Annotated in this window: 23 protein-coding genes; 7 read left to right on the top strand and 16 right to left on the bottom strand. The window is 34.0% G+C overall.

Going from position 1 to position 25,198, the window contains the following annotated elements:
- Positions 1-137 precede the first annotated feature (137 nt).
- Both AAGD93_RS01825 and AAGD93_RS01830 read left to right on the top strand, forming a co-directional pair.
- Positions 138-4,421: an ankyrin repeat domain-containing protein gene (locus tag AAGD93_RS01825; RefSeq protein WP_341819679.1), complete on the top strand. Its 4,284-nt coding sequence runs from the start codon at positions 138-140 to the stop codon at positions 4,419-4,421.
- Positions 4,422-4,427: 6 nt separating this feature from the next.
- Entirely contained in the window at positions 4,428-7,982 is a 3,555-nt protein-coding gene (locus tag AAGD93_RS01830; protein WP_341819680.1) for a latrotoxin-related protein, read from the top strand.
- A 5-nt stretch (positions 7,983-7,987) separates the two neighbouring features.
- Here AAGD93_RS01830 and AAGD93_RS01835 read toward each other — a convergent pair whose 3' ends face one another.
- Positions 7,988-8,959, bottom strand: coding sequence for an Rpn family recombination-promoting nuclease/putative transposase (locus AAGD93_RS01835; protein ID WP_341819681.1), 972 nt, complete (start codon positions 8,957-8,959; stop codon positions 7,988-7,990).
- 113 nt (positions 8,960-9,072) lie between these two features.
- Between AAGD93_RS01835 and AAGD93_RS01840 the strand changes: the two genes are divergently transcribed.
- The 5 genes from AAGD93_RS01840 to AAGD93_RS01860 all read left to right on the top strand — a co-directional run bounded on the left by AAGD93_RS01840 (position 9,073) and on the right by AAGD93_RS01860 (position 13,504).
- Positions 9,073-9,963 carry a helix-turn-helix transcriptional regulator gene (locus AAGD93_RS01840; protein ID WP_341819682.1) on the top strand — a complete coding sequence of 297 codons (891 nt, stop codon included), beginning with the start codon at positions 9,073-9,075 and terminating at the stop codon, positions 9,961-9,963.
- 206 nt (positions 9,964-10,169) lie between these two features.
- Positions 10,170-10,838 carry a RadC family protein gene (locus AAGD93_RS01845; protein ID WP_341819683.1) on the top strand — a complete coding sequence of 223 codons (669 nt, stop codon included), beginning with the start codon at positions 10,170-10,172 and terminating at the stop codon, positions 10,836-10,838.
- A 331-nt stretch (positions 10,839-11,169) separates the two neighbouring features.
- Positions 11,170-11,799, top strand: a complete 630-nt coding sequence (locus tag AAGD93_RS01850; protein ID WP_341819684.1) for a hypothetical protein — start codon at positions 11,170-11,172, stop codon at positions 11,797-11,799.
- A 69-nt stretch (positions 11,800-11,868) separates the two neighbouring features.
- On the top strand, positions 11,869-12,378 hold the full coding sequence (locus tag AAGD93_RS01855) for a hypothetical protein (protein WP_341819685.1): 510 nt from the start codon (positions 11,869-11,871) through the stop codon (positions 12,376-12,378).
- A 169-nt stretch (positions 12,379-12,547) separates the two neighbouring features.
- Positions 12,548-13,504 (top strand): helix-turn-helix transcriptional regulator, encoded by a 957-nt coding sequence (locus AAGD93_RS01860; RefSeq protein WP_341819686.1) that lies wholly within the window; start codon positions 12,548-12,550, stop codon positions 13,502-13,504.
- A gap of 48 nt (positions 13,505-13,552) precedes the next feature.
- Here the strand turns inward: AAGD93_RS01860 and AAGD93_RS01865 are convergent, their stop codons facing one another.
- The 15 genes from AAGD93_RS01865 to AAGD93_RS01935 all read right to left on the bottom strand — a co-directional run bounded on the left by AAGD93_RS01865 (position 13,553) and on the right by AAGD93_RS01935 (position 25,193).
- Complete coding sequence (locus tag AAGD93_RS01865) at positions 13,553-14,641, bottom strand: IS481 family transposase (protein WP_341819687.1); 1,089 nt, start codon at positions 14,639-14,641, stop codon at positions 13,553-13,555.
- Positions 14,642-14,753: 112 nt separating this feature from the next.
- Positions 14,754-15,371 carry a hypothetical protein gene (locus AAGD93_RS01870; protein WP_341819688.1) on the bottom strand — a complete coding sequence of 206 codons (618 nt, stop codon included), beginning with the start codon at positions 15,369-15,371 and terminating at the stop codon, positions 14,754-14,756.
- On the bottom strand, positions 15,361-16,296 hold the full coding sequence (locus AAGD93_RS01875) for a patatin-like phospholipase family protein (protein ID WP_341819689.1): 936 nt from the start codon (positions 16,294-16,296) through the stop codon (positions 15,361-15,363). Before AAGD93_RS01875 ends, AAGD93_RS01870 begins: the two co-directional genes overlap by 11 nt.
- 8 nt (positions 16,297-16,304) lie before the next feature.
- On the bottom strand, positions 16,305-16,520 hold the full coding sequence (locus tag AAGD93_RS01880; RefSeq protein WP_341819690.1) for a hypothetical protein: 216 nt from the start codon (positions 16,518-16,520) through the stop codon (positions 16,305-16,307).
- 141 nt (positions 16,521-16,661) lie between these two features.
- Positions 16,662-17,090 carry an ankyrin repeat domain-containing protein gene (locus AAGD93_RS01885; RefSeq protein ID WP_341819691.1) on the bottom strand — a complete coding sequence of 143 codons (429 nt, stop codon included), beginning with the start codon at positions 17,088-17,090 and terminating at the stop codon, positions 16,662-16,664.
- A 151-nt stretch (positions 17,091-17,241) separates the two neighbouring features.
- Positions 17,242-18,207, bottom strand: a complete 966-nt coding sequence (locus AAGD93_RS01890; protein ID WP_341819692.1) for a phage late control D family protein — start codon at positions 18,205-18,207, stop codon at positions 17,242-17,244.
- Positions 18,204-18,383: a tail protein X gene (locus tag AAGD93_RS01895; RefSeq protein ID WP_114517429.1), complete on the bottom strand. Its 180-nt coding sequence runs from the start codon at positions 18,381-18,383 to the stop codon at positions 18,204-18,206. The genes AAGD93_RS01890 and AAGD93_RS01895 overlap by 4 nt, the downstream gene beginning before the upstream one ends.
- A 26-nt stretch (positions 18,384-18,409) precedes the next feature.
- Entirely contained in the window at positions 18,410-18,757 is a 348-nt protein-coding gene (locus AAGD93_RS01900) for a phage tail protein (RefSeq protein WP_341819693.1), read from the bottom strand.
- Positions 18,757-21,051 carry a phage tail tape measure protein gene (locus AAGD93_RS01905; protein ID WP_341819694.1) on the bottom strand — a complete coding sequence of 765 codons (2,295 nt, stop codon included), beginning with the start codon at positions 21,049-21,051 and terminating at the stop codon, positions 18,757-18,759. The genes AAGD93_RS01900 and AAGD93_RS01905 overlap by 1 nt, the downstream gene beginning before the upstream one ends.
- Positions 21,052-21,160: 109 nt before the next feature.
- A complete protein-coding gene (locus tag AAGD93_RS01910; protein ID WP_341819695.1) occupies positions 21,161-21,418 on the bottom strand; it encodes a phage tail assembly protein in 258 nt (85 codons plus the stop codon).
- A 38-nt stretch (positions 21,419-21,456) separates the two neighbouring features.
- Positions 21,457-21,963 carry a phage major tail tube protein gene (locus AAGD93_RS01915; RefSeq protein ID WP_341819696.1) on the bottom strand — a complete coding sequence of 169 codons (507 nt, stop codon included), beginning with the start codon at positions 21,961-21,963 and terminating at the stop codon, positions 21,457-21,459.
- Positions 21,964-21,976: 13 nt separating this feature from the next.
- A complete protein-coding gene (locus AAGD93_RS01920; RefSeq protein ID WP_341819697.1) occupies positions 21,977-23,161 on the bottom strand; it encodes a phage tail sheath subtilisin-like domain-containing protein in 1,185 nt (394 codons plus the stop codon).
- A complete protein-coding gene (locus tag AAGD93_RS01925; protein WP_341819698.1) occupies positions 23,158-23,715 on the bottom strand; it encodes a hypothetical protein in 558 nt (185 codons plus the stop codon). The genes AAGD93_RS01920 and AAGD93_RS01925 overlap by 4 nt, the downstream gene beginning before the upstream one ends.
- Before the next feature lie 6 nt (positions 23,716-23,721).
- A complete protein-coding gene (locus AAGD93_RS01930; RefSeq protein WP_341819699.1) occupies positions 23,722-24,993 on the bottom strand; it encodes a hypothetical protein in 1,272 nt (423 codons plus the stop codon).
- On the bottom strand, positions 24,990-25,193 hold the full coding sequence (locus AAGD93_RS01935) for a hypothetical protein (RefSeq protein ID WP_341819700.1): 204 nt from the start codon (positions 25,191-25,193) through the stop codon (positions 24,990-24,992). The genes AAGD93_RS01930 and AAGD93_RS01935 overlap by 4 nt, the downstream gene beginning before the upstream one ends.
- Positions 25,194-25,198 lie beyond the last annotated feature (5 nt).

Consider the following 25,198-nt stretch of genomic DNA (forward strand, 5'->3'; position numbering starts at 1 on the left):
TTTTAGTAGAATATGCTGCTAAATTAAAGATAGCTCTAAGATAAAGTATTTATACAAGCTACTTGCATTGCTAACTTTATTTACTAGTATGTATGGGAATATAAAGTTTAGGTTTTGAGTTAAATAGAGGGAGTTTTATGCTACAAAAACAATCTTCAGTGGGTTATTTAAAGAGCACAAAGATTAATTCACAAGCAAAAGATAAATCTTTTCAGTTTAAACGTAGAATAAGACGTCAGTATAATCCTGATGATATTAACATTGCCAAATTGTTTCTTGTTATACGTGAGCATAGAACAGGTAATCCTCAGCTAGACAAGACTAATGCAATTAAAGAATTACTTACTCAAGTAGATAATATTAATGATACTGATTACAATGATAATGGTAATACACCACTACATGTTGCTGTCAGCAAAAGACATCTAGACATTGTCAAACTTCTTTTAAGTACTCGCGATATAAACCCGAAAGCTAAAAATAATAGGGGTCAGACGCCTCTCGATATTATTAATGAAGATCTTAATAGTAAGAGTAAGACATCTTTGGATCAAGATATTATTCAAGAATTACAGGGAGCTTCATCTCTAAAAAGGGAAAACACTGGAGAAAATAAGCCAGAAGTTGGTTCTCCCAAAAAGCTAAGAATTTCCTCTATAAAAAAAGAAGAGCCTGAAGGAACAAAAATCGAAGAGGGTGATCCAAGAACATACCCTGCTTCTGGATTAAAGCATACTCTTCATGGAAATATTTATCAGCTAAAATTGTTAATGTTATTTTTAAAGCGTGGACTAGAAAAAGGATACTCTTTTCATTTAGCTACAGAGTGGGATGATGCTGAAAAATTTGATGACTTGGTATTTATACATGATGATCAAAATAGAGGAAAAAGTTATCATTTCTTGCAAGCAAAACACAAACAAAATGAAGACAATAAGAAAATTGGAATAGGTGATTTACTTACAGAGGATAAAAATGGTGAATTTGGATTGGCAAAGTATTTCGTTTCTTATCTAAAGATTAAAAATAATCAAGATTTTGCAGATGGTGTCCTGAAAGATTTTATTATCTGTACTAATATTGGTTTTGATTTGGATCAAGATACAGCACAAAATGCAGTAAAAAAGTTGAAAATGCAAACTAAAGGAAAAAATAAAGGAAAAGAAATTTTGGTTGAAATGATTGAAGATAATGATGTCTTCTTTAAAGATGGAGGTGAGAGATATAAGCTTTCTTATGATAAAGGTAATATGGCTCTAGTGGTGCAACAAGAATTTAAAGTTGCTGTGGAAGAAACAATCACGAAGTTGGAAACGGAAATAAAAAAACTTCAAGACAAGTCAGATCAAGATTCAGAAAATAAATTGAAACAAATTCAAAAATGGGAAAAGGAATTTAAACAAATAGCAAATAGTGGATTAGAAGACAATATAAAAGAGTTTTTTGGCAAATTAGTATTTGCAGTGAATCAGCCCAATGAAGATAAGCTAGCTACAATCCTTCAAGGCAAAATAGGCAAGGAATTCGAAGTAAAGTTTAATTATGCCGGTAATTTGAGTGAAGATGCTTATAACAAATTTCAAAGAGTAGTACAAGATTGGATGAAAGAGAAACAGGGACGTTTTCTTTCTCACGAAGAAGTGAAAGAATTTTTTAATAATTTTGAATCGCGAGTCAGTACTATAGTTGAAATAAAACAAGAACTAAAATACTTAAAGGATATAGTGCTAGAGCATGTTGTAAAGGCGGAGAACAATAAACAAGCACAAAAAGATGTTTGGTTTGATGCAGAAAATCCATCAGAATTATTTGTTGGAAGGACAGAAGAATTAGAAAAGTTACATAGAGCATTACATGATCAGGGTAGAATAGGAGGAATATCACAAGTATCAAGAATTAGCGGTTTAGGAGGAATAGGTAAGACTGAGTTAGCCAAAAAGTATATTTGTGAATACGCTAAAAAACATTATAACAATGTTATATGGATAAATGCTGAAAATGATAAAACAATTGCAGATTCATTTTATAGACTGGCTTCAGATAAATTAGGGATTAGCATAAAAAATGCAGATGGAGAAAAAAAATGTGTAAAGTCCATTATAGAAGAAGTGTTTAAATCTTTCTCTACAGAAAAGAGTCTTTTTGTTTTCGATAATGCTGAAGGATTGGAATATTTAAAGCAAATTTTACCACTCAATAATTTAATGCTTAATGTTAAAATACCTTATATTTTGATTACTTCCCGTAGTAAAGAATGGGGCAAAAAAATAAGAACTATAGATCTAGATACGTTAAGTTTAGATGATTCAATAAAATTTATAAAGAAAGGGCTAGAGATAGAAGATAAATCCCAGAACGACCAAATAGGAAATTTAGTAAAAGAACTGCAGTATTTCCCTTTAGCTATACAGCAAGCAATAGCACATATAAAAGAAACACAAGAGAGCTATAATTTTGAAGGTTACTTGGAAAAATATAGGGAAAAGGCTAAGGAGTTGATTAACTATAAGGTGTTTGAATGGGTTAATAATCGTTATACTAAAACAACTTATACAGTTTGGGAAGTTACGCTTGATAGAATAATAGAGGATAAAGAATGTGGGCAGTTGGCTTTAGATATTCTTAATACTATGGCTTACTTTGCACATGACAATATTATAAGAGAAATGTTTTTGAGTTTAGCAGGTGGTAGTCAAACGAAATTAGAATCAGCTATCAATTTGCTTGTAAATTACTCTATGGTAAACGGTGAACGAAAGCAAAGCTTGAGTATTCATAGGCTAGTTCAAGAAGTGACAAGATTAAAACTGCAAGAACAGCAAAAAGAGGAAGAAGTTCTGAAAAAAGCTCTGGAATTAATAAAGAGCTCTACTATAAAAAAGGAAAATATAAGTCACGTTACTTCTATTTTGGATTATGCAAGTAGGTATAATAAATTGATTAATAATTTTGATTTTACTTACGGGGGGCGTAAATATACCCCACTTAATCTACTTATTGAGGGTAATAGAGAAGAAGGGGTTAAAAATATATTAGACAATCTAAGACGCGAGAGGTATCCAAGTAAATTGCTTAAAGTTGTCAATAATCTCGACGAATCTGGCTATTCTCCTCTCAGGCTTGCTATTGAGAATTCTAACTTACAGATAGTAAAGTATCTTATAGAAAATGGTGCTGATTTAGATATTAAGTATGAAAAGGGTTTTACTCCTCTGCATTTTGCTGCTTTATTTGGTAACTTGGAATTAGCAAGATACCTTGTAGATGAAAAACATGTTAGTTTTAATGTCTTAGATAAATATGGAAGAAGCCCCCTACATATTGCCTCTGAAAATGGTAGGATAGAGTTGGTAAAGTACCTCGTAGGTGAAAAAAAGGCTAATATCAATGTTTTAGATAATCAGCGCATCGCTCCTTTACATTTTGTTGCTGAAAATGGTAACTTAGAATTAGCAAAGTACCTTATAGAAAATGGTGCTGATTTTTATCTCCGTGATAGGTTTAAGTTTACTCCTATAGAACGTGCTATTGATAGAAGGCAATATGATATAGTAAAATATCTTACAGAAGTTAAGGATGGATTTGGTTTTACCTATTTACACAAGGCTGCTCTTGAAGGTAATTTGGATCTTTTGAAGCATCTTATAAATCATAAGGCTAATTTGTACGTATTGGACAATGATGGTTCCTCTCCTCTACACATAGCTGCTGAAAGTGGTAAGCTTGAAATAGTAAGGTATATTATAGATAAAAAACTTTGTAAAATTGATATTGTTAACAATGACGAACGAACACCACTGCTGTTAGCTGCTCAGAATGGTCATTTGGAAATAGTGAAATTTCTTGTAGATAAAGGAGCTGATTTTTATCTCCGTGATAGGTTTAAGTTTACTCCTATAGAACGTGCTATTGATAGAAGGCAATATGATATAGTAAAATATCTTACAGAAGTTAAGGATGGATTTGGTTTTACCTATTTACACAAGGCTGCTCTTGAAGGTAATTTGGATCTTTTGAAGCATCTTATAAATCATAAGGCTAATTTGTACGTATTGGACAATGATGGTTCCTCTCCTCTACACATAGCTGCTGAAAGTGGTAAGCTTGAAATAGTAAGGTATATTATAGATAAAAAACTTTGTAAAATTGATATTGTTAACAATGACGAACGAACACCACTGCTGTTAGCTGCTCAGAATGGTCATTTGGAAATAGTGAAATTTCTTGTAGATAAAGGAGCTGATTTTTATCTCCGTGATAGTTTTAAGTTTACTCCTATAGAACGTGCTATTGATAGAAGGCAATATGATATAGTAAAATATCTTACAGAAGTTAAGGTTAGATCTGTAGCGGATGAATGCTTACCAAGTCCAAGTTATAGGCAGAAAAGAGAAGCTGAAAGTAAATGTTTATTTACCTGAGAAGACGTGGATGAATTTAGTGAGGAGAAAGATGAAAGAAGAAATTTAGGTGAAATTAAAATAGATGGTGAAAAGTTTATTGATTACATTAAAGATTTACCAGAAGGAAAGCAGGATCAGCTAATTCAATTAGCGGATAAAGTGAGAATTGTAGGTAATTCTCAAGGTCTTGTAAGTGAGCTTACTAGTAATCAAAAAGTTATGAATCATTTAAGCAAGGTAGGAAAAATCTCCGTCATGACCATGCATGGAATGATGGCTAAAAATGTTCTCGCTGACTTTTTAAATGGAGATTATAAAGGTGTAGCAATAAATATTGGTTTTATAGCAGGTGGTCAAGGATTTGCTAAAGTTGCTGAATCTGCTTCTCTTAAAGGGCTAAAGTTAGCTTCAGAAGGGAAGTTGTGTCTTGGTAGATCTTTAAAAGCAGCATCTCCTTTTCTTGCTCATGGTACTTCTGCTTTTGTTGTCTATGATTTGGTCAATCAGATAAAAGCATTTAAAAATGGTACAGAAGAAGCGCTAGTTGGTGTAGTAGGAGATAGTATTTACTTGGGAGTTGACACTGCAGAGATTGGTGTGGAAGTTGCTGAAGCTTTTGAAGTACTAGAAGGAGTATCAAGTGTTACTGGTCCTATTGGAGCTACAATTGGCGCTGTAGTATTTATTGGTACTGATATTTATATGTCAGTAAAAAGAGTTGGTAAAATTGATGAGATAGTTCACTTAACTGGAAGAGAAAAATTTATTGAGGGATTACGTGCATTTATAGGTATGGAACCTGAACAATATATAGGAGAACTAATGGGAGAAAAACAGGCTAATGATCAACTAGTAAAACAAGGACTTGAGTACTTAAAGCAACATAACGATACTCAAAGGTATGTTTTCCCTGCTGTTAATGTAAAAGAAGAGTGTGAAAGAGTACCATCACTTCAAGGTGCACAATATGGATTAAGAGAAGAGAAATGTAGGTATAGTAAAACCGTTGATTTAAACAATACCGTATTACTGGATAGAAAGGTAAATGGTATTAAGTGGAGCAGAGCAAAGCCAGATAATCCAAATGGAGGTGAAATCTTCTGTTTTCCACAAGGAGATTATCAACCTGCTTCAAATTATGGGTTATATTTATGTAGAAATGCGATTGGTATAACCGACTTATCCACTGAGAAAAGAGAAAATTATACACTAATTAATCTTGGTGAAGGTCATGATCTTTCAAGGGGGTTTTTGAATAGTCCTAATATTTTTGTAGTTGGTAATGGGTTTAAGAAATATTATGGTGGAAACAAAGATGATATATTTATTCTGCAAGGAAACTTTATTGAAGGCCATATCAATGGAGGTAATGGAGTCGATACAGTAGACCTAGAGAAATTTGCTTCAGATGTGAAATCTATACAAGCTAGATTAGGCAGAAATGGGTATATAAGTTATAATAACAGTTCTTTTGGAATGGAGAATATAAATAGAATCTCTGGCAGAAAAAATAAGAGTGATATAATAACTTGTGATTATAATACAAAATATGTAGATGGCAGAGGTGGTGAGAATGATGCTGATCCTGATGTTATAATTATACCTTCAAATTCTAATTTCCATGAAATGCATCTGATAGTGAGATCTAGCACTAGTATTGTAAATCATGCTGATATAGGAAGTTTTAACTACACTATTTTACCCGAAAGAGGGAAAGCACAGGTCAGTATTACTTTGCCAAGTTTGCTAATAGGTCTACCAGCTGATAAACATAACTTCTTCTTTAATTTTATGATTTCTGATCTTGTTGGAATATACATTCAAAATATTAGTCAAATTTTCAACTACACAGTAAAGAGTGCTACCTTTAGTTTTTTATCTAATGGCAATAAATCAGAAAGGGTATTTGATAGTAATTTTGATAAAGGAAGGTTTAATGTAACTATTTCTGATATTCCAGTTAACGTCTCTTATATACTGAGTAATGGAGCTGAGATAAAGATGGGAAACAAGGGTAGTATGTACATGCTTGAAAATACTAATAAATCTCCTGAAGAAGTTATCAAGAACTATTTACCTATAGCAAATCGACTAAATAAAATGTCATTCTTTATACAATCACTTTTGAGTAATGAGACAGTAGTGATAGGAAGTGGAAATTGTGAAGTAATATATAATAACCCTCTGCATAAGAGTCATTTAGTAGGCAATGGTGGTGAAAATGTGTATGTAATTAATTCTGAGATTGATAACGTTCCGGAGGTTGTTATTCATGATGTTGATGAGGAGAATTCAATAGATACTATTGACTTAAGAAATGTAGTAAAAAAAGCAAGAGGTAGTTTTGAATTACAGGTAATTAAATCTGAGAATGATTTGTTGTTAAAAGCAATAGTAGAAAAGCATGAGTATTTTACTGTGAAGTTAAAAGATGGAGTAGAGAGGTATAATAAGACTCATGTGATAGTAGAAAATGCTCCTATGATAATCAGCGTTGATAAAGATGAATGGAGTTTAAAACCACAGCCTTTGATGTTTGAAAAGGATAAAGAAATTATTGTGGTAACGGGTCAAGATGTGGAGAAAGATACTGAGCTTATCATTTCTAGAAAAGGAGGAAATTATACATTTGTTCGCAGTAATAGTAATGATCTAATGATAACGAATGCTTTTGATTCGACTATTAGTAAAGATGATTTTTGCAGTATTACACTTAGTAAATTCTATAAAACACCTAAGATGAAAACGTTATCAATAAAATTTACTGATAAAGAGATAGTGTTAAAAGATTATGAGAAAGAAATAAGTACAGCAAGAGACATTAATGTTGTGAAAAAAGAATATAAGGATCAAGTTTATAATGATGTTTTCACAGAAGTTATGTTATCTAAGCAACCTCATAGACATAGGCAGCACATTAGAAATCGTAGAATGGTGAGTAGCAGTGCAAAACCATCTTCGTGGATAAATAATTTATTTGGTTGGGTAAAAAGCTCTGTGAGTGGGTTATTAGGTTCGAGAGCTGCTCTGCCTGAGGAAAAATTAAATACTAAAAGTTCAATATCACAACCGATGGATGTAAATGGTACAATACTATTACTTGACATGGTTGTTAGAAGGGTTACAGGTCAAAGGTACATTTCTACAGCAGAGCAGTCTATATCTCCACTAGAAGCACAGGGTTATGCACTAAATATTACAAATAGATTTGAGAAGGTGTTAAATAAAACTGCTATTAAGTCAGGAATATCAGTGACAAATCTAAACTTTGATCCTGTGGCAGTGCAATCAGCTATAATTGGAAAAATAATAAATGGAAGATTTTCTGAAATAGCAAAAACCCTATATTCAATTGCAAAAGAAGCGTGTCCAGAGTTTAAACAAACTGATAAGTTTCTAGCTCACTTAAGAAACCAATTAGAAGGGGAAAAAGAAACTGCACTGCTACAACAGAAAGTAGAAAAGCCTTCTAAAGTTTTAGGTCAGGAAGTTTTAAGACAAGTAGAGCTATCTAAAAAGCCGGATACATTCTTAAATGGAACATCAGTGGTTCAAGGAATAAGCAGAGCGATAAATTAAGGGAACTATGTGATCTTTTCTGCCTGTAACTGCTTGATCTCATCGGAGGAAAGACCTGTAGTTTGTGATATAATGTCAGTAGAGACGCCAGCTTTAAGTAGGTTTTTGGCCACAGCTATCTTAGCCTGTTGCTCACCCTCTGCTATACCTTCAACTTTACCTTCAATTTTACCTTTTTCATGGCCGATTTGGATGCCTTCTTGTCTACCTTCTTGTCTACCTTTTTCTTGACCTACTTTAAGACCCTCATCAAATTTTTGAGCGAAAGCAGCAATCTCATCCATTATACGTTTTTTCATTTGCTCATATGCTAGTAACTCTTCTTCTGACCAATTAAACTTATTCATCTCTTCATAAGCTCGTTTTATTATTACGTCACTACCAACTATTTTATCTAGGTCTTCTTCGTTTGTTTCTGCTGCATATCGGAAAAAATAACACCATTTTTCTACTATATTTTCTAATTGGTCTTCTTTTGTCTTTGTAAATTTTGGTAGTTCTATGAATACGAAGTAAAAATCCTTTAAGTCATGTTCAAAGCTATTTTGATCTAAAATGACATGATTAGATTTGTACTCAGCTTTATCTGGAAAAATAATACAATCAGCAACGGCTATGAAGATAATTTCCTTGAGATTATGATAATTATCACCTTGATCTGCTTGACTTGAGTAGGCTTTAGCAGCATAATATTGAGCACGCTTTTCGAAGCCTTTGGTCTTAGTGAACTGCATCTCTATAATGTATCTTGAACCTTGAGAGTCTTTACAAAGAACATCGACAATACTTTGCTTTTTAGCGGCAATTTCAGGGTCTAAAATGGTAGCTAAAAATTCAACATCGTGAATAGCAGCTAAGCCAGTAAAGCCTAAAATATCGTTCAAGAAATGAATGAGGATATCTTTATTCTTCTCAGTGCCAAATATTTTTTTAAAGGCATAATCATTGCGAGCATCAAGAAATTTCGAAAGAGCCATGACGAATTAACCTAAAAAGCATTAATAATTATACACAATTGTGAAGAAATATTCAACTAAAATGCAAACATTTTGTATATCTTTATTTGATAGTATTAACCTGTATAATATTTATGGCAAATATCTCGATAAGGTACCAAATAGTGCAAAAAGTAAGGAGTTGGAGGTTAAAAAGAAAATATACCCTGAAAAACTTAGCAGACAAGGCAGGCATAAACTATCATACACTGATAAGATACGAGCAAGGAACATGTGGCATTCCAACTGAAAAGTTAAAAATATTAGCAGAGGCGTTATCAATTCCTATTAGAAATCTCTTTCCAAGACGAAAAGTACTAAAAGAAGATAGTTGTTTCGACAAAGCCAAGACCCAGGAAATGTATAATTTCATAGAAAAAACAGGAGGACACAAAGCAATTTATGCATTTGTCCGAGCTGAGGAAGAAAGTAATATAAAAGCAGCAAGAATAAGAATTGCAAAGAATCTAGTTAAGGCAGGACTTGATACCGAGATTATCTATCGAGCAACAGGCTTATCAATTGAAGAGTATGCTGATAGGGAAAGTATCAGTTATACGAGCCAAAATGGAGGACAAGAGATCAAGAAGTGGAGAATAATCAGAGGCTATACGCAAGAAGAATTAGCAAAAAAGCTAGATGTAGGTCCCTCACAGATACATCACTATGAACAAGGTAGCGTTACTCTTTTAAGTGAAAGGTTGTGGGAGATAGCAAAAGAATTATCAGTGAATGCTGAAGATCTGATAAAGGAATACAAAGAAAATGATGGTGAAGCAGAAAATGAGTTATTAGGTTTGGTAAGAGAATATAGAAAAATTAATCATCAAGAATCACGAGATGAGCTAAATATATGGGTAGAATTTTTATTGCAAAGAAAGCAAATTTACAAAGAGAAGATTGATAAAGTAGAGAAAATGAAAGTTGCAAATAATTTACTTCAGTTAGGTTTTTCTACTGATGTTATTTCTAAAATAATTGATTAACAACAATTTTTTTACATGAAGAACTAATCTTTCAATTAGATAAAAATAAGTATCTATTAAGATTTTAACTTATTCATGAAAAAATAAGTAAAAAAGATTGAAAAATTGATTTGACTTCACTCGAAAGCTATGGCTCTATGCCAATGCTGATAAAAAACAGCAGTAAACATTTAAAAACAATTTGTTATTAACGAGGAGTATATTTTATGAATAATGGTAAAAAACTTACAGAAGAAATAGAGAGAGTATTACAGAGTGGAGGAGGAAGTGCTCTATTTGATCGTGAGATAGTGTCAGTGCTTCTAGGAGCAGTTCATGACAGAAAGCAAGCACAAGATGTTACTAAAACTCTAATGGATAACTGCCCAGGAATAGGAGAAATTTTGGGACGAGAAATCGATGATCTGAAAATGATAGAAGGAATGACTGAACATGCAGCTGCAGCAATTGAATGTGTTAAAGAAGCTTATAAAAGAGCACTCAGAGAAGGATTAAAGAGAGGCCCGGTAATGGATAGCCAAGAAAAGCTGATAGAGTATGTAAGGGTAAACATAGGCTTTTCAGCAAAAGAAGCTGTCCAGATAATATACTTGGATAAACAGCACCGTCTGATAAGAGATGAAGTGTATTTTGGTACAATAGATGAAGTACACCTATCTGAAAGGAAAGTGGTAAAAAAGGCGTTATCAATGGAAGCAGCGTCAATAATATTAGCTCATAACCATCCAGGAGGGAGTTTAGAACCATCAGAAGATGATAAAGTAATGACTAGAGAATTAGTGTCAGCATGTCAAGGAGTGGGAATTGAGTTAGAGGATCACATTATTATGACAGAAAAAGGATATTGCAGTTTTAAGGAAAGAGAGCTGTTATAAAGATGGATGCCAAATTTTTCAGGTTTGGGAAGTTTGGCTACCACTGCTAGTGGAAACAATACGAAATATGAATATAAGTGCTTTAAGAAAAGCGTATTTCTATAGCTGAGATTTGGAAAAAGACATAACAAAAGTTGTAAAACATACAAGATCTTTGTATAACTTGCATGTTAAGTTATAATAAACGAATAAAAGCCCAAAAAGCTCTATTCTTTTGTTATAAATAGTTGCAAACCATACAAGATCTTTCTAATATTTGTATATTAAGTTAATAGTAAAGCAATAAATTGCGCTATAGACTTAGATAATATGCTTAATATAGGAGGCTTATATGGCTAGTAAAAAAATTACAATGGTTCGAAAAGACCCAAATAAAAAGAATCGTAAGTTCAATATTAACCGCAAGTTATTGGGCAAAATATTTAGTGCTCTTGAGGGCATTGATATACAACCGTCTAACTTTGTGAGCAAAATTAATAACCAGAATCCTGGAGGTACAATGCCTTCCCCTAGTAGAGATGGTCGCGAAAACCAAATAAACTTCGAAGAAGGACTTGACCGTATTTATGGCACAAAACCAGCAAGTAATCAAAAAGATTATCCAGAGGGGTTAAATCCATTTGCCTCAGGCCTGCAAAAAATAAAGCTAAGTGCAAGGGAAAATAAAAAGTTGAGCTGGTTTAAAAGTGCAGTGGTAAAAGCAGGCAGCCCAAAAGAGATGCATAAGGTTGTGGATCAAGCTCTATCTGCTGGAATAAGGATAAATGCATGTCATGAAGGAGAATGGAGTTTTTCCGAGTATGTGATATTAGGCACACATTTTCACAAAGTCAAAAAAGGTGAACTAAAAAAAATAATGCGTGAATTAATGCTGAAGGGTGCAGAGTTTCATGACAGGCTATTGCAGAATGAGCTGGTAGGTGAAACTTATAACGAACTGCAAAAAGAGGTGCAGCCATAGCTAGACAAGCAACTTGAAGAACTGAGGAAAGTCGGTGAAAGTGCTGTTCAAAAAGGAGCTGTAATAGATGTGGAAATAGACAATACAACATCGTATACGGAATTTTCTGAGGGTAGCACAGTAGAGCCTGCAAAAGTAATAGAAGGCTTAGGTCTAAACAGATGTAACATCATAAAAATAGGCAATAGAGAATTTGAAGTCAAAAACGAGAAAGGAGGTGAGAGAAATTACACTGATATATCGGACAATAGCGTTTTTGAGGTAACATTTCCAACAAGCATTGGTGGACTAAGAGTTATACTGTACCACAAAGCAGAAAACGACCACCAAGTACAGGTAAGAGTAGCAGATACAGAAATGTGGTCTGAACTACAAAAAAGAGGTGAAATAATAGGAAAAGGTTGCCTCTTTGGGGGAACGACAGTCAAAGAAGCTGTAGAAAGAGGAAGTTTCACAAGAAGTGGCATGTGGAGTAAAGAGCAGGCCAAAGAGGAGATAAGGGCGGATCACTCAAGTGAAACACTGTCGTGGGTAAATAGGGCATGTGGAGGTAGCCAAGAAGCATTTAGGAAACGTTAAACAAAGGACTTCCTTCTCAAATGGACTGCGTAAAAGCTTTATATAAATCGCAGTCCAAGCCGAGCTCTTCCAATAAACATAAGCTAAATTTAATCTTTTGACAAAGTAGGTTATAGCAAAAAGCCTATTAACAGGGTATATATATTTATTTCCGTAAAACCGTTGCGGCATGGCAAATATCTCTATAAGATACAAAATAGCGCAAAAAATAAGAAGCTGGAGGTTAAAAAGAAAATATACCATAAAAGACTTAGCAGACAAAACAGGTATAAACTATCATACGCTGCGAAGATATGAACTAGGGGTATGTAGCATTCCAGATGAGGAATTACAAGTTATAGCAGGTGCATTATCAGTTAGTTTGAGTGATCTACTTCCTAGACAAAAAGTACTCAAAGAAAATCATTGTTTTGATAAGACCCAATGGATATATAATTTCATAGCAAAAACAAGGGGACGCAAAGCAATTTACGCATTAACCAAATCTATTCGTGCTGAGGAGGAAAGTGCTATAAAAGCAGCAAGAATAAGAATGGCGAAGAATATGCTAAAGGCAGGATTTGCTAATGATATAATCTACCGAGCAACAGGTTTATCAGCTGATGAATATGAAAATAAAGAAGAAAAAAGTTCTAAGCGTTTCAACAAAAGGGATGGAATGAAAAAGTGGAGAATAATACAAGGGTATACGCAAGAGGAATTAGCGAAGGAGCTTGGTATAGGAGGTCCACAGATACATTACTATGAACAAGGAAGCACCATGTTCGGTGAGAGGTTATGGGAAATAGCAAGAAAATTATCAGTGAATGCTGAAGATCTGGTAACGGAAGAAAATTGTTGTGGAGAGGAAGATACAGATAGTGAAGGAGAAAAAGAGCTATTAAGCTGGGCGAGAGAGTTAAAAAAAATTAACACTCAAGAATCACAAGATGAACTGGATATATGGGTAGAATTTTTATCCCAAAGAAGGCAAATTTACAAAGAAAAGATTGATAAAGTAGAGTCAATCAAGGTTGTGAATAATCTACTTATACTAGGTATTTCCATTGATAATATTTCTCAAATAACTAGCTTGACTGCTGAGGAAATTGCGCAACTTACGCTCCCAACGGAATTAAAACTATGATAATTTATATAATATGTACTAGACATAACTTAATCTGACAGGTGAGAATTAACTGACAGAAGGATTGATGTAGTTAAAACTAATATCAGTCTCGTGTTTGATGCTACTAATATTTTTCTGAAAAGCAATATGTTTGCTATCAAGAAAAGTCTGCATCGGTGTTTTGCCAAAACAATATTTGCCTGAATGAGGCCTTGTCTCATTGTAAGAACGCAACCAATGATCAACATCAATCTGCAAATCTTTCAAAGAGCTGTAGATTTTCTTTCTAAAGATAATATTGTAACACTCATCTTGCATAGTTTTATGAAACCTCTCGCATATGCCATTAGTTTGTGGAGAATTGGCCTTAGTTCTTGAATGATCAATGTTTTCAATTCCCAAATAAAGCTGATAAGCGTGATTTTCTGGTTTACCACAATATTCTGTACCTCGATCCGTGAGAATTCGCAATAAAGGAATATTTTGTCCATCAAAAAACGGTATCACTCTATCATTTAGCAAGTCAGCAGAAGTAATAGCTGTCTTATCTACATAAAGCTTAGCAAACGCTACTCTCGAATATGTATCAATAAAAGTCTGCTGGTAAATGCGCCCAACACCCTTGATATTGCCTACATAGTAAGTATCTTGAGATCCCAAATAACCTGGGTGTTCTGTGTCAATTTCACCGTGAGCTTCTCTTTGTTCTTTCACTTTTTCTAATGCTACAAGCTGCTCTTCTGTCAGAATTATTCCGTCTTGCATAACTTTTGTTTCAAGAGCCTTAAGCCTTTTTTTGAAGGTCTCTAGGTCATTTCTCAGCCATACAGACCTCACACCACCTTCGGAGATTATTATGCCTCTTTTTCTAAGTTCGTTTGCAGATCTTTGTTGTCCGTATGCTGGAAATTCGGTAGCAATATTCACTACTGCTCTTTCTATATCTTCGGAAACTCTGTTTGCAAACAGTGGTTTTTTCTTGCTGATTTCGTGTAATGCCTCTTCTCCTCCATTTTCATATAACTCCTTAAATCTATAAAACGTATCTCTTGAATATCCCATTACCTTGCACGCTTGAGATACATTGCCGAGCTGTTTTGCTAGCTCTAATAAACCTAGTTTTGGTTTTAATATTTTTGTTTGTATTGTACTCATTTCTAACACTCCTTGTTCTTATTATTTTATAACTTACTTTTTTAAAGTGTCAGATCAAATCTTGTTTAATACATATAATATATTATGATATAGATGAAAATAGTTAATCTATTTAAGATTTCTCTGAAGTTTTGCTTGCGGCTTTTTCTTTTACCGGTTCAACCGATACATCTTGAATTTCCTCTTCCGGCTTGTTTGGTTCGGCTACTTCTTTAGATTCTGCTGCTAATTTGCGTTGTTTGATAAACTTCTTCAATGTTTTGACTGCGATAAAGTTTATACTGAAAACACATGCAGAAGTTATTGCTAATGCTGGAAAGGGGTTCAAATTGAACATTGGTAAAATTGCTACAATCGTGCCAGATGTCAGTAAAAATGCTAACTTTTTGCTTCCAATGATCTTATTTTTTTTAACCTTGATTGGATTTAGGCTCTTGATTTTTTTCTTGAACTTCTTGAACATGCCACCCTTTTTGATTGTTTTTTCTTTAGGTTCAGTTCTTAAGCTTCTGATTTTCTCTTTTGCCTTTTGAAAGCTACCTCTGAAGCTGATGCCTCTCTTTAAGCCTTTTCCTTCTAAATCCTTTTGTTTTTCTTCAGTGGGCTTTTCAACTTTAGCTGTAGGATTTTGAATTTTTACCGGAACTTCAGAGCGTTGTTTTTTTGGCGAGACTATATTCTTTAGGCCTTTTTTAGCTTTTTTGTATAATTTCTTTATTTTATTTGGCACTTTTAAAATCACAAAATTTATCTATTAATTCCTGATTGTCCTTTATCATTGCATTCGCCTCTTGCTGCAGATATTTAATATTTTTAGGTGTTATATTATCCATCTCAGGTGATGCTACTTTTAATTGCGATTGTATTCGTATATATTTATCAGCTATAACTTGATCAAGTTGGTAATTTACTGCATCTAAACTTGAGGCAAACATTACGTTCAACAGCGGTTTTATCCAACCTATCTTTCCAAATCTCCTCGAGTTAGAATACCTTATACTTCTATCTGTTCTGCCAGTACCTATCGATAACAGTAGAATATCATCATTAGGAAATAATCTCTTACCACTTGCATATGCACAAGCCGCTGGATTATTTGCAAATACCCCGCCATCCACTAAAACCTTTTCTATATTATTGATTTTCAAGCACTTTGGCGCAAAATATGTTGGTGCAGCTGTTGTTGCTCTTAGTGCATCTTGTAATTTGATAAAGTTCCTATCCTCTTTCCAGCTTTTTAAGAAAAAAGGAGCATTGTTCTTAATATCGTAGCTTGTAAGCATTAAATTATTTGTTGCATCTGCAAGAGTAGAATCACAAAAATATCTATTCAGAACATATTCAATATTTTTGCATGAATACTGTGCACAATTTAGCCAGGAAAATATTGATCTTCTGAAAAATGAAGATTTAAAAATATATGACCCGTATTCTTGGTAAAATTCAACTAAATCATTGGCTGAGTATTGGGGATTTCCCCGTTCATCTTTTTTACATAATCCTGCTACAACAATCCCACCGGTTGAGGTCCCTGCCATAAGATCAAAGATTTCAGCTACCCTCTTTCTTGTTCTTTTTTCTACTTCTGCGAGAATAATGGCAGGAATGATTCCTCTAATTCCACCTCCATCAACGGATAAAATGTATTTTACCACTGTAGTTGTTATGTGTGTTTTTGCTCAAGCTCATTAACTTCTTCAATGAGGTTTTTTACCCGCTCCTCAAGGCGATAAACTGTTTCCATTAGTCCGTGATTTCGTTCTATAAATTGATCATGAATTTGTACTCTTAAATCAAGCTTAGCGAGCCACCAAATTGTTGCTATGGTCTGTATTACCATCATTACTATTACTGTGATTGGGATTTTTTTGTTTAGCATATTTTTTACTGGTTATAAAATAATTGCAAATTACTGATAAAAGAAGAAATATATTCAGTTTCTATATTTTGCTGTGGTAGTCACTATTTGAATTCGTATTGCTCTTCTGCAGATCCTTATGACTCCAATATATCTTTGATATTACTTGCTATTTTTGAGCGAGCCTTCTGCATTGGAAAGTAGTTTTATTACTTCTCTGTATTGCTTGTTTTTATCTTTATTACGTTCTTCTGATATTACAGCCATGCTTCTAGGTGTTCTTCCATCTTTAGCTACAGCACTAGGATCTGCTCCTTTGTCTAATAAAAATTTAACAATTTCCAAACGTCCTTGATCTGCAGCATAATGCAGCGGTGTCCATCGCTCGTATCCGTCAGAAGCACTTACATCAGCTCCTTTTTGTACTAGAAACTTCACGACTTCTAAACAATCTACCTCTGAAGCATAATGTAATGCTGTTAATTTAGGAACCTGCACATTAACATCTAATAGATTTTCTACCAAAAATTTTACAACCTCTAAGTTACAATTTTCAGAAGCAATTTGTAGTACTGTTTTATAATTACTCACAGCTTTACTCTTTGTATAACAACATGTAACGACAACACATATAACTGTTATCATCAGCCATAGAAAATTTATCTTATTCTTTATGTTCTTACTTATTTTATTCATGTCTAACATTTTTTTAGAATTAAATAATCATTTGCTTAAGTTTCACTTAAACAGCTTTGCTCACTTTTGCCTCTACTATAGTTTGATATCCTCTATTATTCAGAATATGTTCTGCCTTGCTAATTACCCATTCTCCTTCAATTTCCTGACAAAATCCTGAAAGGCTGATCTTAGCTTCTGCAAATAATTCTGGATTACCAGGAACAGTTACATTTAAATTTGATGTACTACGTTTTAGTTGTTTTAACTTGGCTGCTGCTGCACTAATTGCTGATTCTGCGCTAGAGTAAAGCGTTTGCAGGGTATAACTTGGACCCTCATTTCCCACTTTCTCTTCTATAGTTTCTCCCTTTTCATAACTGTGCCATTTTGCAATAACAGATCCATATTTGTTACGCACATTAAAATTTACCTCCCAATTTATAATATCTTTAGGTGTCAATACTGTTGTACCTAACATCTTTCCAGTCGCTGATCTTGCTTCTCCCTTCGGAATAAAAATTATATATCCTCCTGCTGGTTTTACTAGTGCATCATATTTTTTGCCTAATCCTTCCAAAAAACTCATGTCGCTTTCATCTGCTTGAATGGTATGTGGTATAAATATATTTTCAAATCTTTCAGCAACTTTACCTTCATACCCATGTTCTTGTGCTATTTCTTTAATCAAATCTCCCAAGGTAATGTCTTTCCATTCCTTTGATTTTCTTTCCTTTAATGATCCTCTTAAACTTGCAGCGTCACATTTTATTCTTAAAGTTTGTGGTGGACTTTGTATTGTAATTTGATTTGCCTTATATACCCCCATAGGTAATAAACCTGTTTCTTTATATCCTAGAAAAACCTGTAAATTACCCTTAAGTTCTAAAGCGCTAGAGCTATAATTAATACATATCTCAGCTTCGTCACTTGTAGTACCTGATCCATCAGTGACACGTAGTAATATTAAACTCTTTTTTAAAACCTCTGTTACTGGGTTATTTTTTGCTACTATATCAAAATCTGGTGTCATTCATCTAAAATGTTTATAACAGATTCTTTCGGTATTTTTTGAATTTTAGGAAGCTTAATTCTTAATCCAGCGGGCAAAAAACTTCCATGTTCTGCAAGGCCTGGATTTTCAAGCAATACTTCCTCCACTGCTCCACTACTGTATCCATAATGTTTCCAGCAAATTTCATCTAACATTTCGTTTTCTTTCGTGTAATAATAAATCACTTACTGTAACTTTTTAACTTCAAAATAAACTCAACTTTTCTCGGTTTTCCATCAGGAAAAAATAACATCTGTTTTTCTTCTACATTAGTAATGACAAAATTCCCAAGTATACTTCCTGAATTATCAACCAGAACGTTCGGTTCTTGAGTATCACGTATATTTTTTAGCTGTTCTAAGCCATTACTCTGATAACGTGGATAAATCACTCCTGTCAGATCAATACATTCAATTCCTGAGCCAATGTTTTGTAGCAACTTTTTTTCAATACACTCAATCGTATACCACCTTTTTTCTTTACTGTATCTTAGGCTTATTGGTTCAAGCTTACATTTTCCAAGCAACATTAATGCAACTCTTCAACTATATCAAAAAGTGCCCCACGTGCTTGTTCTCTAAATCTTTCTATTACTGCATCAGCAACGCTGCGGACATCTTCAGACTTAATGTTGATATTAAACGTTTGATAGAATGCTTGGTTATATACTTTAGATTCCCTATTTTCATATCTACTTTTCTTGAATGCTTTCTCAACTTCTTCTTGTTCCATAGCTCTTTTTTCTTCTATAACACTTTTTACTTTAAAACTCTCAAAATTGCCTTTACTATTTTCTAAAAATTGTTTAACAGCACTATTATTTATCAATGGGTTTCCATTACTGAAAATGCTATTTTTAGAAAGCCTATTAACAACGTTTCCATTATTTTCAAATTTTCTAATCGGGCTATTCTCAGCAAATATGCTACTAACTTTATTTCCTATCCATGAAAAAGTTTCTCCTATGGGTTTAATGAGTGATTTTATGTATTCCCAAAAGTTAGAGAAAAAGTCTTTTACCTTTTGCCAGTTAGTGATAACAAGAGCTGCACCAGAAACAAGACTCGCTATTAAAAGTCCAATTGGGTTACTCATTGCAGCGAGTGTTATTGCTCTTAGCCCTGTTATTACTGCAGGAAAAACTATACTTGATAAAGATGAAAATGTTGTCAGTATCGTTGCTTTAAGACCAAAAATTGTACTTCCTAATAAAGTAATTCCATAGCCTACTCCCACTACTAAGACTTTCAAACTTATCAAAGCTGCTAAAGTACTCATGATTGCCGTAGTTAAAGTTGGATATTTTTCTGCAAAAGAAGCTATACGCTCTGTTATTGCTTTCAAACTTCCAGCTACATAATTTAAAGTAGGCAACATTACTGACCCTAGATTCATGCCAGCTTCAAATACTGCATTTTTAAGTAATTGTAATTTATTAGCTGTAGTATTTGCCCGATTGTTAAATTCGTCCTGCATTGAAGCGTTATATTTTTCTTTATCAGCTAAATGTTCAATAGCTTTCTTGTAAATGTCTAAGCTTCCTACTAAAAGAGCAATGTCATCTTGAAACCCAGCACCAAATAGATTCATAAGAATACCGGCACGCTCTTGGTCATCTATTTTTTTTAAAGTTTCAAGAAATTGCAATATTGCCTCTTGAGGATTTTTTTTAATAGTTTGTTCGAGCTCTTCTATACTTGTTCCCATCTCATCTAATGCATCGTGAAATTCAGGACTTTGCTCTCTTGCGGTCTGTAGTTTACTAAGAAAGTTATTTATAGCAGTTGCTGCTTTTTCAGGTTGTTTACCTAAACTTATGAACGCACTTGCTAAGCTACTTGCTTGATCAATTTCTAAACCAAACTGTTTAGCATTACCACCAATTCTATTCAGTGTAAGAACCATTTCCTTAGCTTTGGCAGCAGTATTATCTGAAAGATGGTTTATTATGTTACCTACATTTTCCATGCCATCAACTTTAATTCCGTAGACATTGGATATTTTCGCAATAGCATTACCAGCTTCTTCTGCCGACATATCAAACGCTGTGGTCATTTTAGCAACTACTGTTGTAAACTTCATAAGATCATTTTTGTCAATACCAAGTTGACCACCACTTGCAGCTATTTGTGCTAACTCTGCAGCTGACAAGGGTATTTCACGAGACAACTTTTTGAGCTCTTGAGCAAATTTATTAGCTTCATCTTTTTTACTATCAAACCTTACTACTTTCTTTACATCAGCCATAGCCGATTCAAAATCAACAGCAACTTTAATTGGCGCTGCAAGCGTTAACCCTAGCCCAATAGTCTCTATAATTTGTGACTTAAAATGTGCTTTGGTTGCTAAAAAACTTTGGTGACTACGTATTGCAGATCCAAGCTTACCATACTTACCTTTTAGTACTTCAATAGATGAACCAAGTTTATATTGATCACTTACTAATGACTTAATATTTCTTCCACTTTTTCTTACTTCTTCATTAAATGAATGCAAAGCATCTCTCTTTTTCAAATATGCTTCTTTTGCTTTTGTTGCAGAAAATTTAGCTTTATCAAACTCAGCTTTTAAAGTTTTGCTTGGTTTCTCCACCTCTTTCATTTGTTTAGCTAAAGATTTTACTTGATCTTCAAAGCCCTTCCACGACCTCCTGCTAGTCAAAACATCACTACCCAACTGCTTAAATTTTGATACTGATTTTAAAGATGAGTCAAGCTTTCTTATATTCTCACCAAGACGGGTAAGTTGACTACTACTTCCCTTTATTACAGTATTAAAACTGCCATCAAGTACCGCACCTATTTTTATCGATAATACTGACATTTGAACTCCCTAGCTAATTTGCTCCATAAAATAAATTCACTAATCTCCATATCAAGTATTTGTTCAACTCCGCCTCCTACAACAGAGCTGAACATTAATACTTCTGACCTCAAGTTCTTTGAATAACTGGTGAAAAAAAATCCTTGAGCACCTCTTGTACTTTAACATAATCAGCAATATCTAACTCCTCAATTGATTCTTTTGCCACTGATGTTAAGTTCGCTGTCAGAGTGACTTCTTTACTTAAATCACTACCATTTAGACGATCTATGGCAAGATAATCCCTAACTTTTGGACGTCTAACGGTAAGTTCTGAAACAGAAATTCCATCAACTGTAATTGGGTTGTTTAGTGTTATAGTTTGCATAAAATTCTCCTATAAAAAATAAAATTTCAAATAAGTTTTTATATTCCTAAAACCGCTTGTAACAAAGCCATTTGATCAACACCATTTATCTTTCTAATCATATTTTCAGCATCGATTTCTATTAACTCATTACCACCTATAGTAAGTTTATAGTAATGAGCAGCTACAGTACACTTCAGCGTTGCTTTTTCAGCAGGTTTCCAGCTACCAAAGTCAAATTCTTTGAATATGCCCCTTAAATTGATTATTACTGCTTCAATATCATTACTTCCACTACCTTGCATTCCACCTCTGAGCGTCAAAGATACCGAATTTCCATTTATCAACCCAAATAGCCGAAAGAGCTCTGTATCGTATTCAGCAAAAGTGAAATCTGCTTCAAGCTTTTCCATGCCCATGTCAATATTTATTGGAATATCCATACCACCAGCACGGTACTCTTCTGTTTTTATGGTAAGCTTTGGTAGCGTTATCTCATCAATTTTTCCTGCATAACCCCGACCATCTACGAATACATTAAAATTCTTTAAAATCTTCGGTAACATCTCTTTCTCCTTTTTACAATATTGCGCCACTCACAAGATGTGACCTGAAAGTAATCTGCTCTGCTGGATATGGTGGCATGAACTCAAAATCAAAATACACTTTTCCGCTTGCAATATTTGCCGGTGTATTGAGCTCTGGTGTTGCATAACATTTTCCGCTAATAATCGCCCCTTGCGTTTTTAAATTGGCCAAATAAGAATTCACCCCCTCAATCACATCATCTATATAAGTTTTGGTAATATTGCGATCAACTGCCCATAAATGAGCTCGAAGTAAACTATCATTAATTAAATCTGCAGTCCTTCTCACTGACAGAAAAGCCCATTTTGAGTCATTTGAACATGTTCTATTTCCCCAAAGCCTATAGCCATTTTGATGAATTATCGTTGTTACTTCATTTTCATTTAAATGGTTTGCTCTACAATTTGTATTACCGAGCGTAAAATCAATAGGCCTGCTTGTTCCAACAATACCATTTATCTCTTTATTTGAAGGTGAGTGCCAGAAGCCTTGCTCGCTGTCTATCTTAGCTATTAAACCAGCTACAAATGGACTCGATGGCAAGATTTCTTCTTTTCCTTCAATAAATACCTTAACCCAAGGATCAACTACGTAAACTCTTGAGCTGCCTATACTTTTTCTCCATTTTATTGCTTCTTCATCATTAGTATTTGGTCCATCTGCAACAATAATTGCTCTTAATTTTTTTGCTATGGAAATTAAAGCACTCACTACTGAATTTACTCCATCTATTTCAGGTAACTGATGAGTAAACTGAGGTGCAATTAATATTCTTGGCGCAACATGAACTATGCTTTCACTGCTGAGAAATGCCTCAATTCCCTGATATTCTCCGGTTTCTTTATCAACTCCACCAATTATATTTTGAATAGTTTCACTTTCTTTGAGCTTTGGATCACTGTTGTCACTTTCTTTAACTCGAATAACCACTACTGTTGCACCAATTTGGGAAAATACTCCATTTACTGCTGAAAAAAGAGTCCCCTTTTTGCCAAGTTTTACCGCTTCTTTTAAGCTTCCTGCTATCAGTACTGGCTTATTCAGTGGAAATTTTTGCCCATCTGCTTCAGGTGCAGTACCAATTACACCTATCACTGATGATTTAGCTGTGCGTACTACCTTGGCCCCTGAGGTTACCTCAATAACATTTACACCATGTAAAAATTGCTCTGTCATTTTTTTTGCATTCTTTGTTTAAAATCATTGAGCAAAGCCTGTAGCTCTACTTCACTTTTAGCTTCTTCAATTTTCCTCTTCGCCATGTCTTCCAACTCCTCGCATTTCACTATCGCTTTTACTGCTTTTTTCACTTTTTCCTCGATTATCCTTGCCATTTCGATAACTGTAATACCACGGACTTTTGCTAAAGGTTCTATAATTTCTTTATCCTTTTCATCTATAGATTCTGGTGCTGCTAGAATGCTTTTTGCGGCTTTCGCTTGTATCGCATACGACTTAGACTTCTGGTGAGAATGTCCTGTGTATTGGTTAGTATAGTTATCATAATAAGCACGAAGATTAGAAAGTGCAGAAAATTTCGCATTTTGCAATAACTCCAATTCAATATCTTCTTGATTCCGCTGAGCAATTTTGCCTCCTTCTGTTAAACAATAGCTTTTTTGCCAATCAAAATCTTTTGGCGCTTCATACCAATTTTTACCTTTTGGCTTGCTTTCAAGTATTGTTGTTTCTACTTGTTTATCATTTTCAAATCTAATGTAGATAGACATTGTTTGTTACCTCCAAATCTCATGCGTGTTAGATAATCCTGGACATTGCCAAGCCCTTAGCGTTCTCTCTACATCTATCTCAAGCCCTGTAGTTAAAAAATTGCTCCGAAAGTTATAAATACTCCACCTCATAAACCAACTGTAATGGTGATAATCAGATGTGTAAAAATATGGCGATGCGTAAAATAAAATTGCTACTGTCTTATTTGCTGGCACAGTAATATTATTTGAACTACTAAATACTGCAGAATTAGTTGAGTAGTTGTAAATATTTGTCCAAGTTATTCCTGAGATTGCCGATTTATTAGTATTAACGTGACTAGGTGTTCCTACGAATAACCCTGCTCCTTCATATCCTGAACTCCAACGTGATGAACCACTAAAATGAAGCGTTCGTGTTTTATCGCTGTTTGTAGTGTTTTTTACAAATATTACTCCAAGTAGTGCATATGGGTAACTGTATTGATCTGAGCTGTGACTACGACGTAAAAATGCTTTTCTGTACAGAAATTTACCGTTACTTCCTTGTAAGAAGTACAACTGTGGTGGATGATAAAAACTAGAATACGTACAATCATAAGTATTACTACCTGCAAGGAGCTGCAGCATATAGTCGGTTTTTGCTGTATCTTTATACCACTGCCCTAATTCTGTTTTGAAATAGCCATTATCATCAGACCAACCATAGTCATTATATCGATTAAGAATGCCAAACAGAAAAGGTAATGATTCAGGTTCAACCATATTGCGCTTTCTTATCTCTTTTATAATTGATGACCCATTTGGTACATCATTAATCGAGTTAAATTTAGTTGTAAGAGTTTTTAATTGGTCTTCTCTAGTTTTTATTTCTTTCATAATTGATGAACCAGTTGGTATATCGCTTATGGCTTTAAGGCTATTTAATGTGTTTCTTATGCTATTTAGATCTCCGGCATTATTGATGGCGGCAACATGTGAATCTTTTCTGCTATCAAGTAGTGATAAATTTGTAGTTCCTTTTTCATCAATTCTCTTTAACAATTGCTTCTCTGATTCCGAAATTGCTGCTAAAGAACTAGCTTTTCTAGTATCCAGATCACTTAAGTGTTTTGTTGCTGCATTGAGGAGTTCTTTGAGTTTTTCATCAGTTATCTGTACAATATCAAGTACTGTACTTTGCCCAGCAATAGATTCTAGAGATTTTGCAAGATAGGCAAGTTGATCAGGGGTAGCATTTACAGATAGATCTTTCAGTCTCTGATGCAATGCATAAACTACTTCTTTGGCGATAGTCATCTGTTATTACTCCGCAAATTTAAAAAAGTTTCAAAATTCAGTCGTTCAAATGCTTTTTTAAGCTGATTGTGCTCATTCTCTCTTTTAGCGATATCTTCATCTATTTTCTCAATTGTAGTACGGATACGTACCACATCTTGAACTGCAATATTTTCTGGATGAGGCAGTGGATATCCTCTGCTTGTTTTATCATTTGGCATTTTTC

This window comes from Wolbachia endosymbiont (group A) of Brachyopa scutellaris (assembly GCF_964026995.1).
GTDB classification, from domain to species: Bacteria; Pseudomonadota; Alphaproteobacteria; order Rickettsiales; family Anaplasmataceae; genus Wolbachia; species Wolbachia pipientis.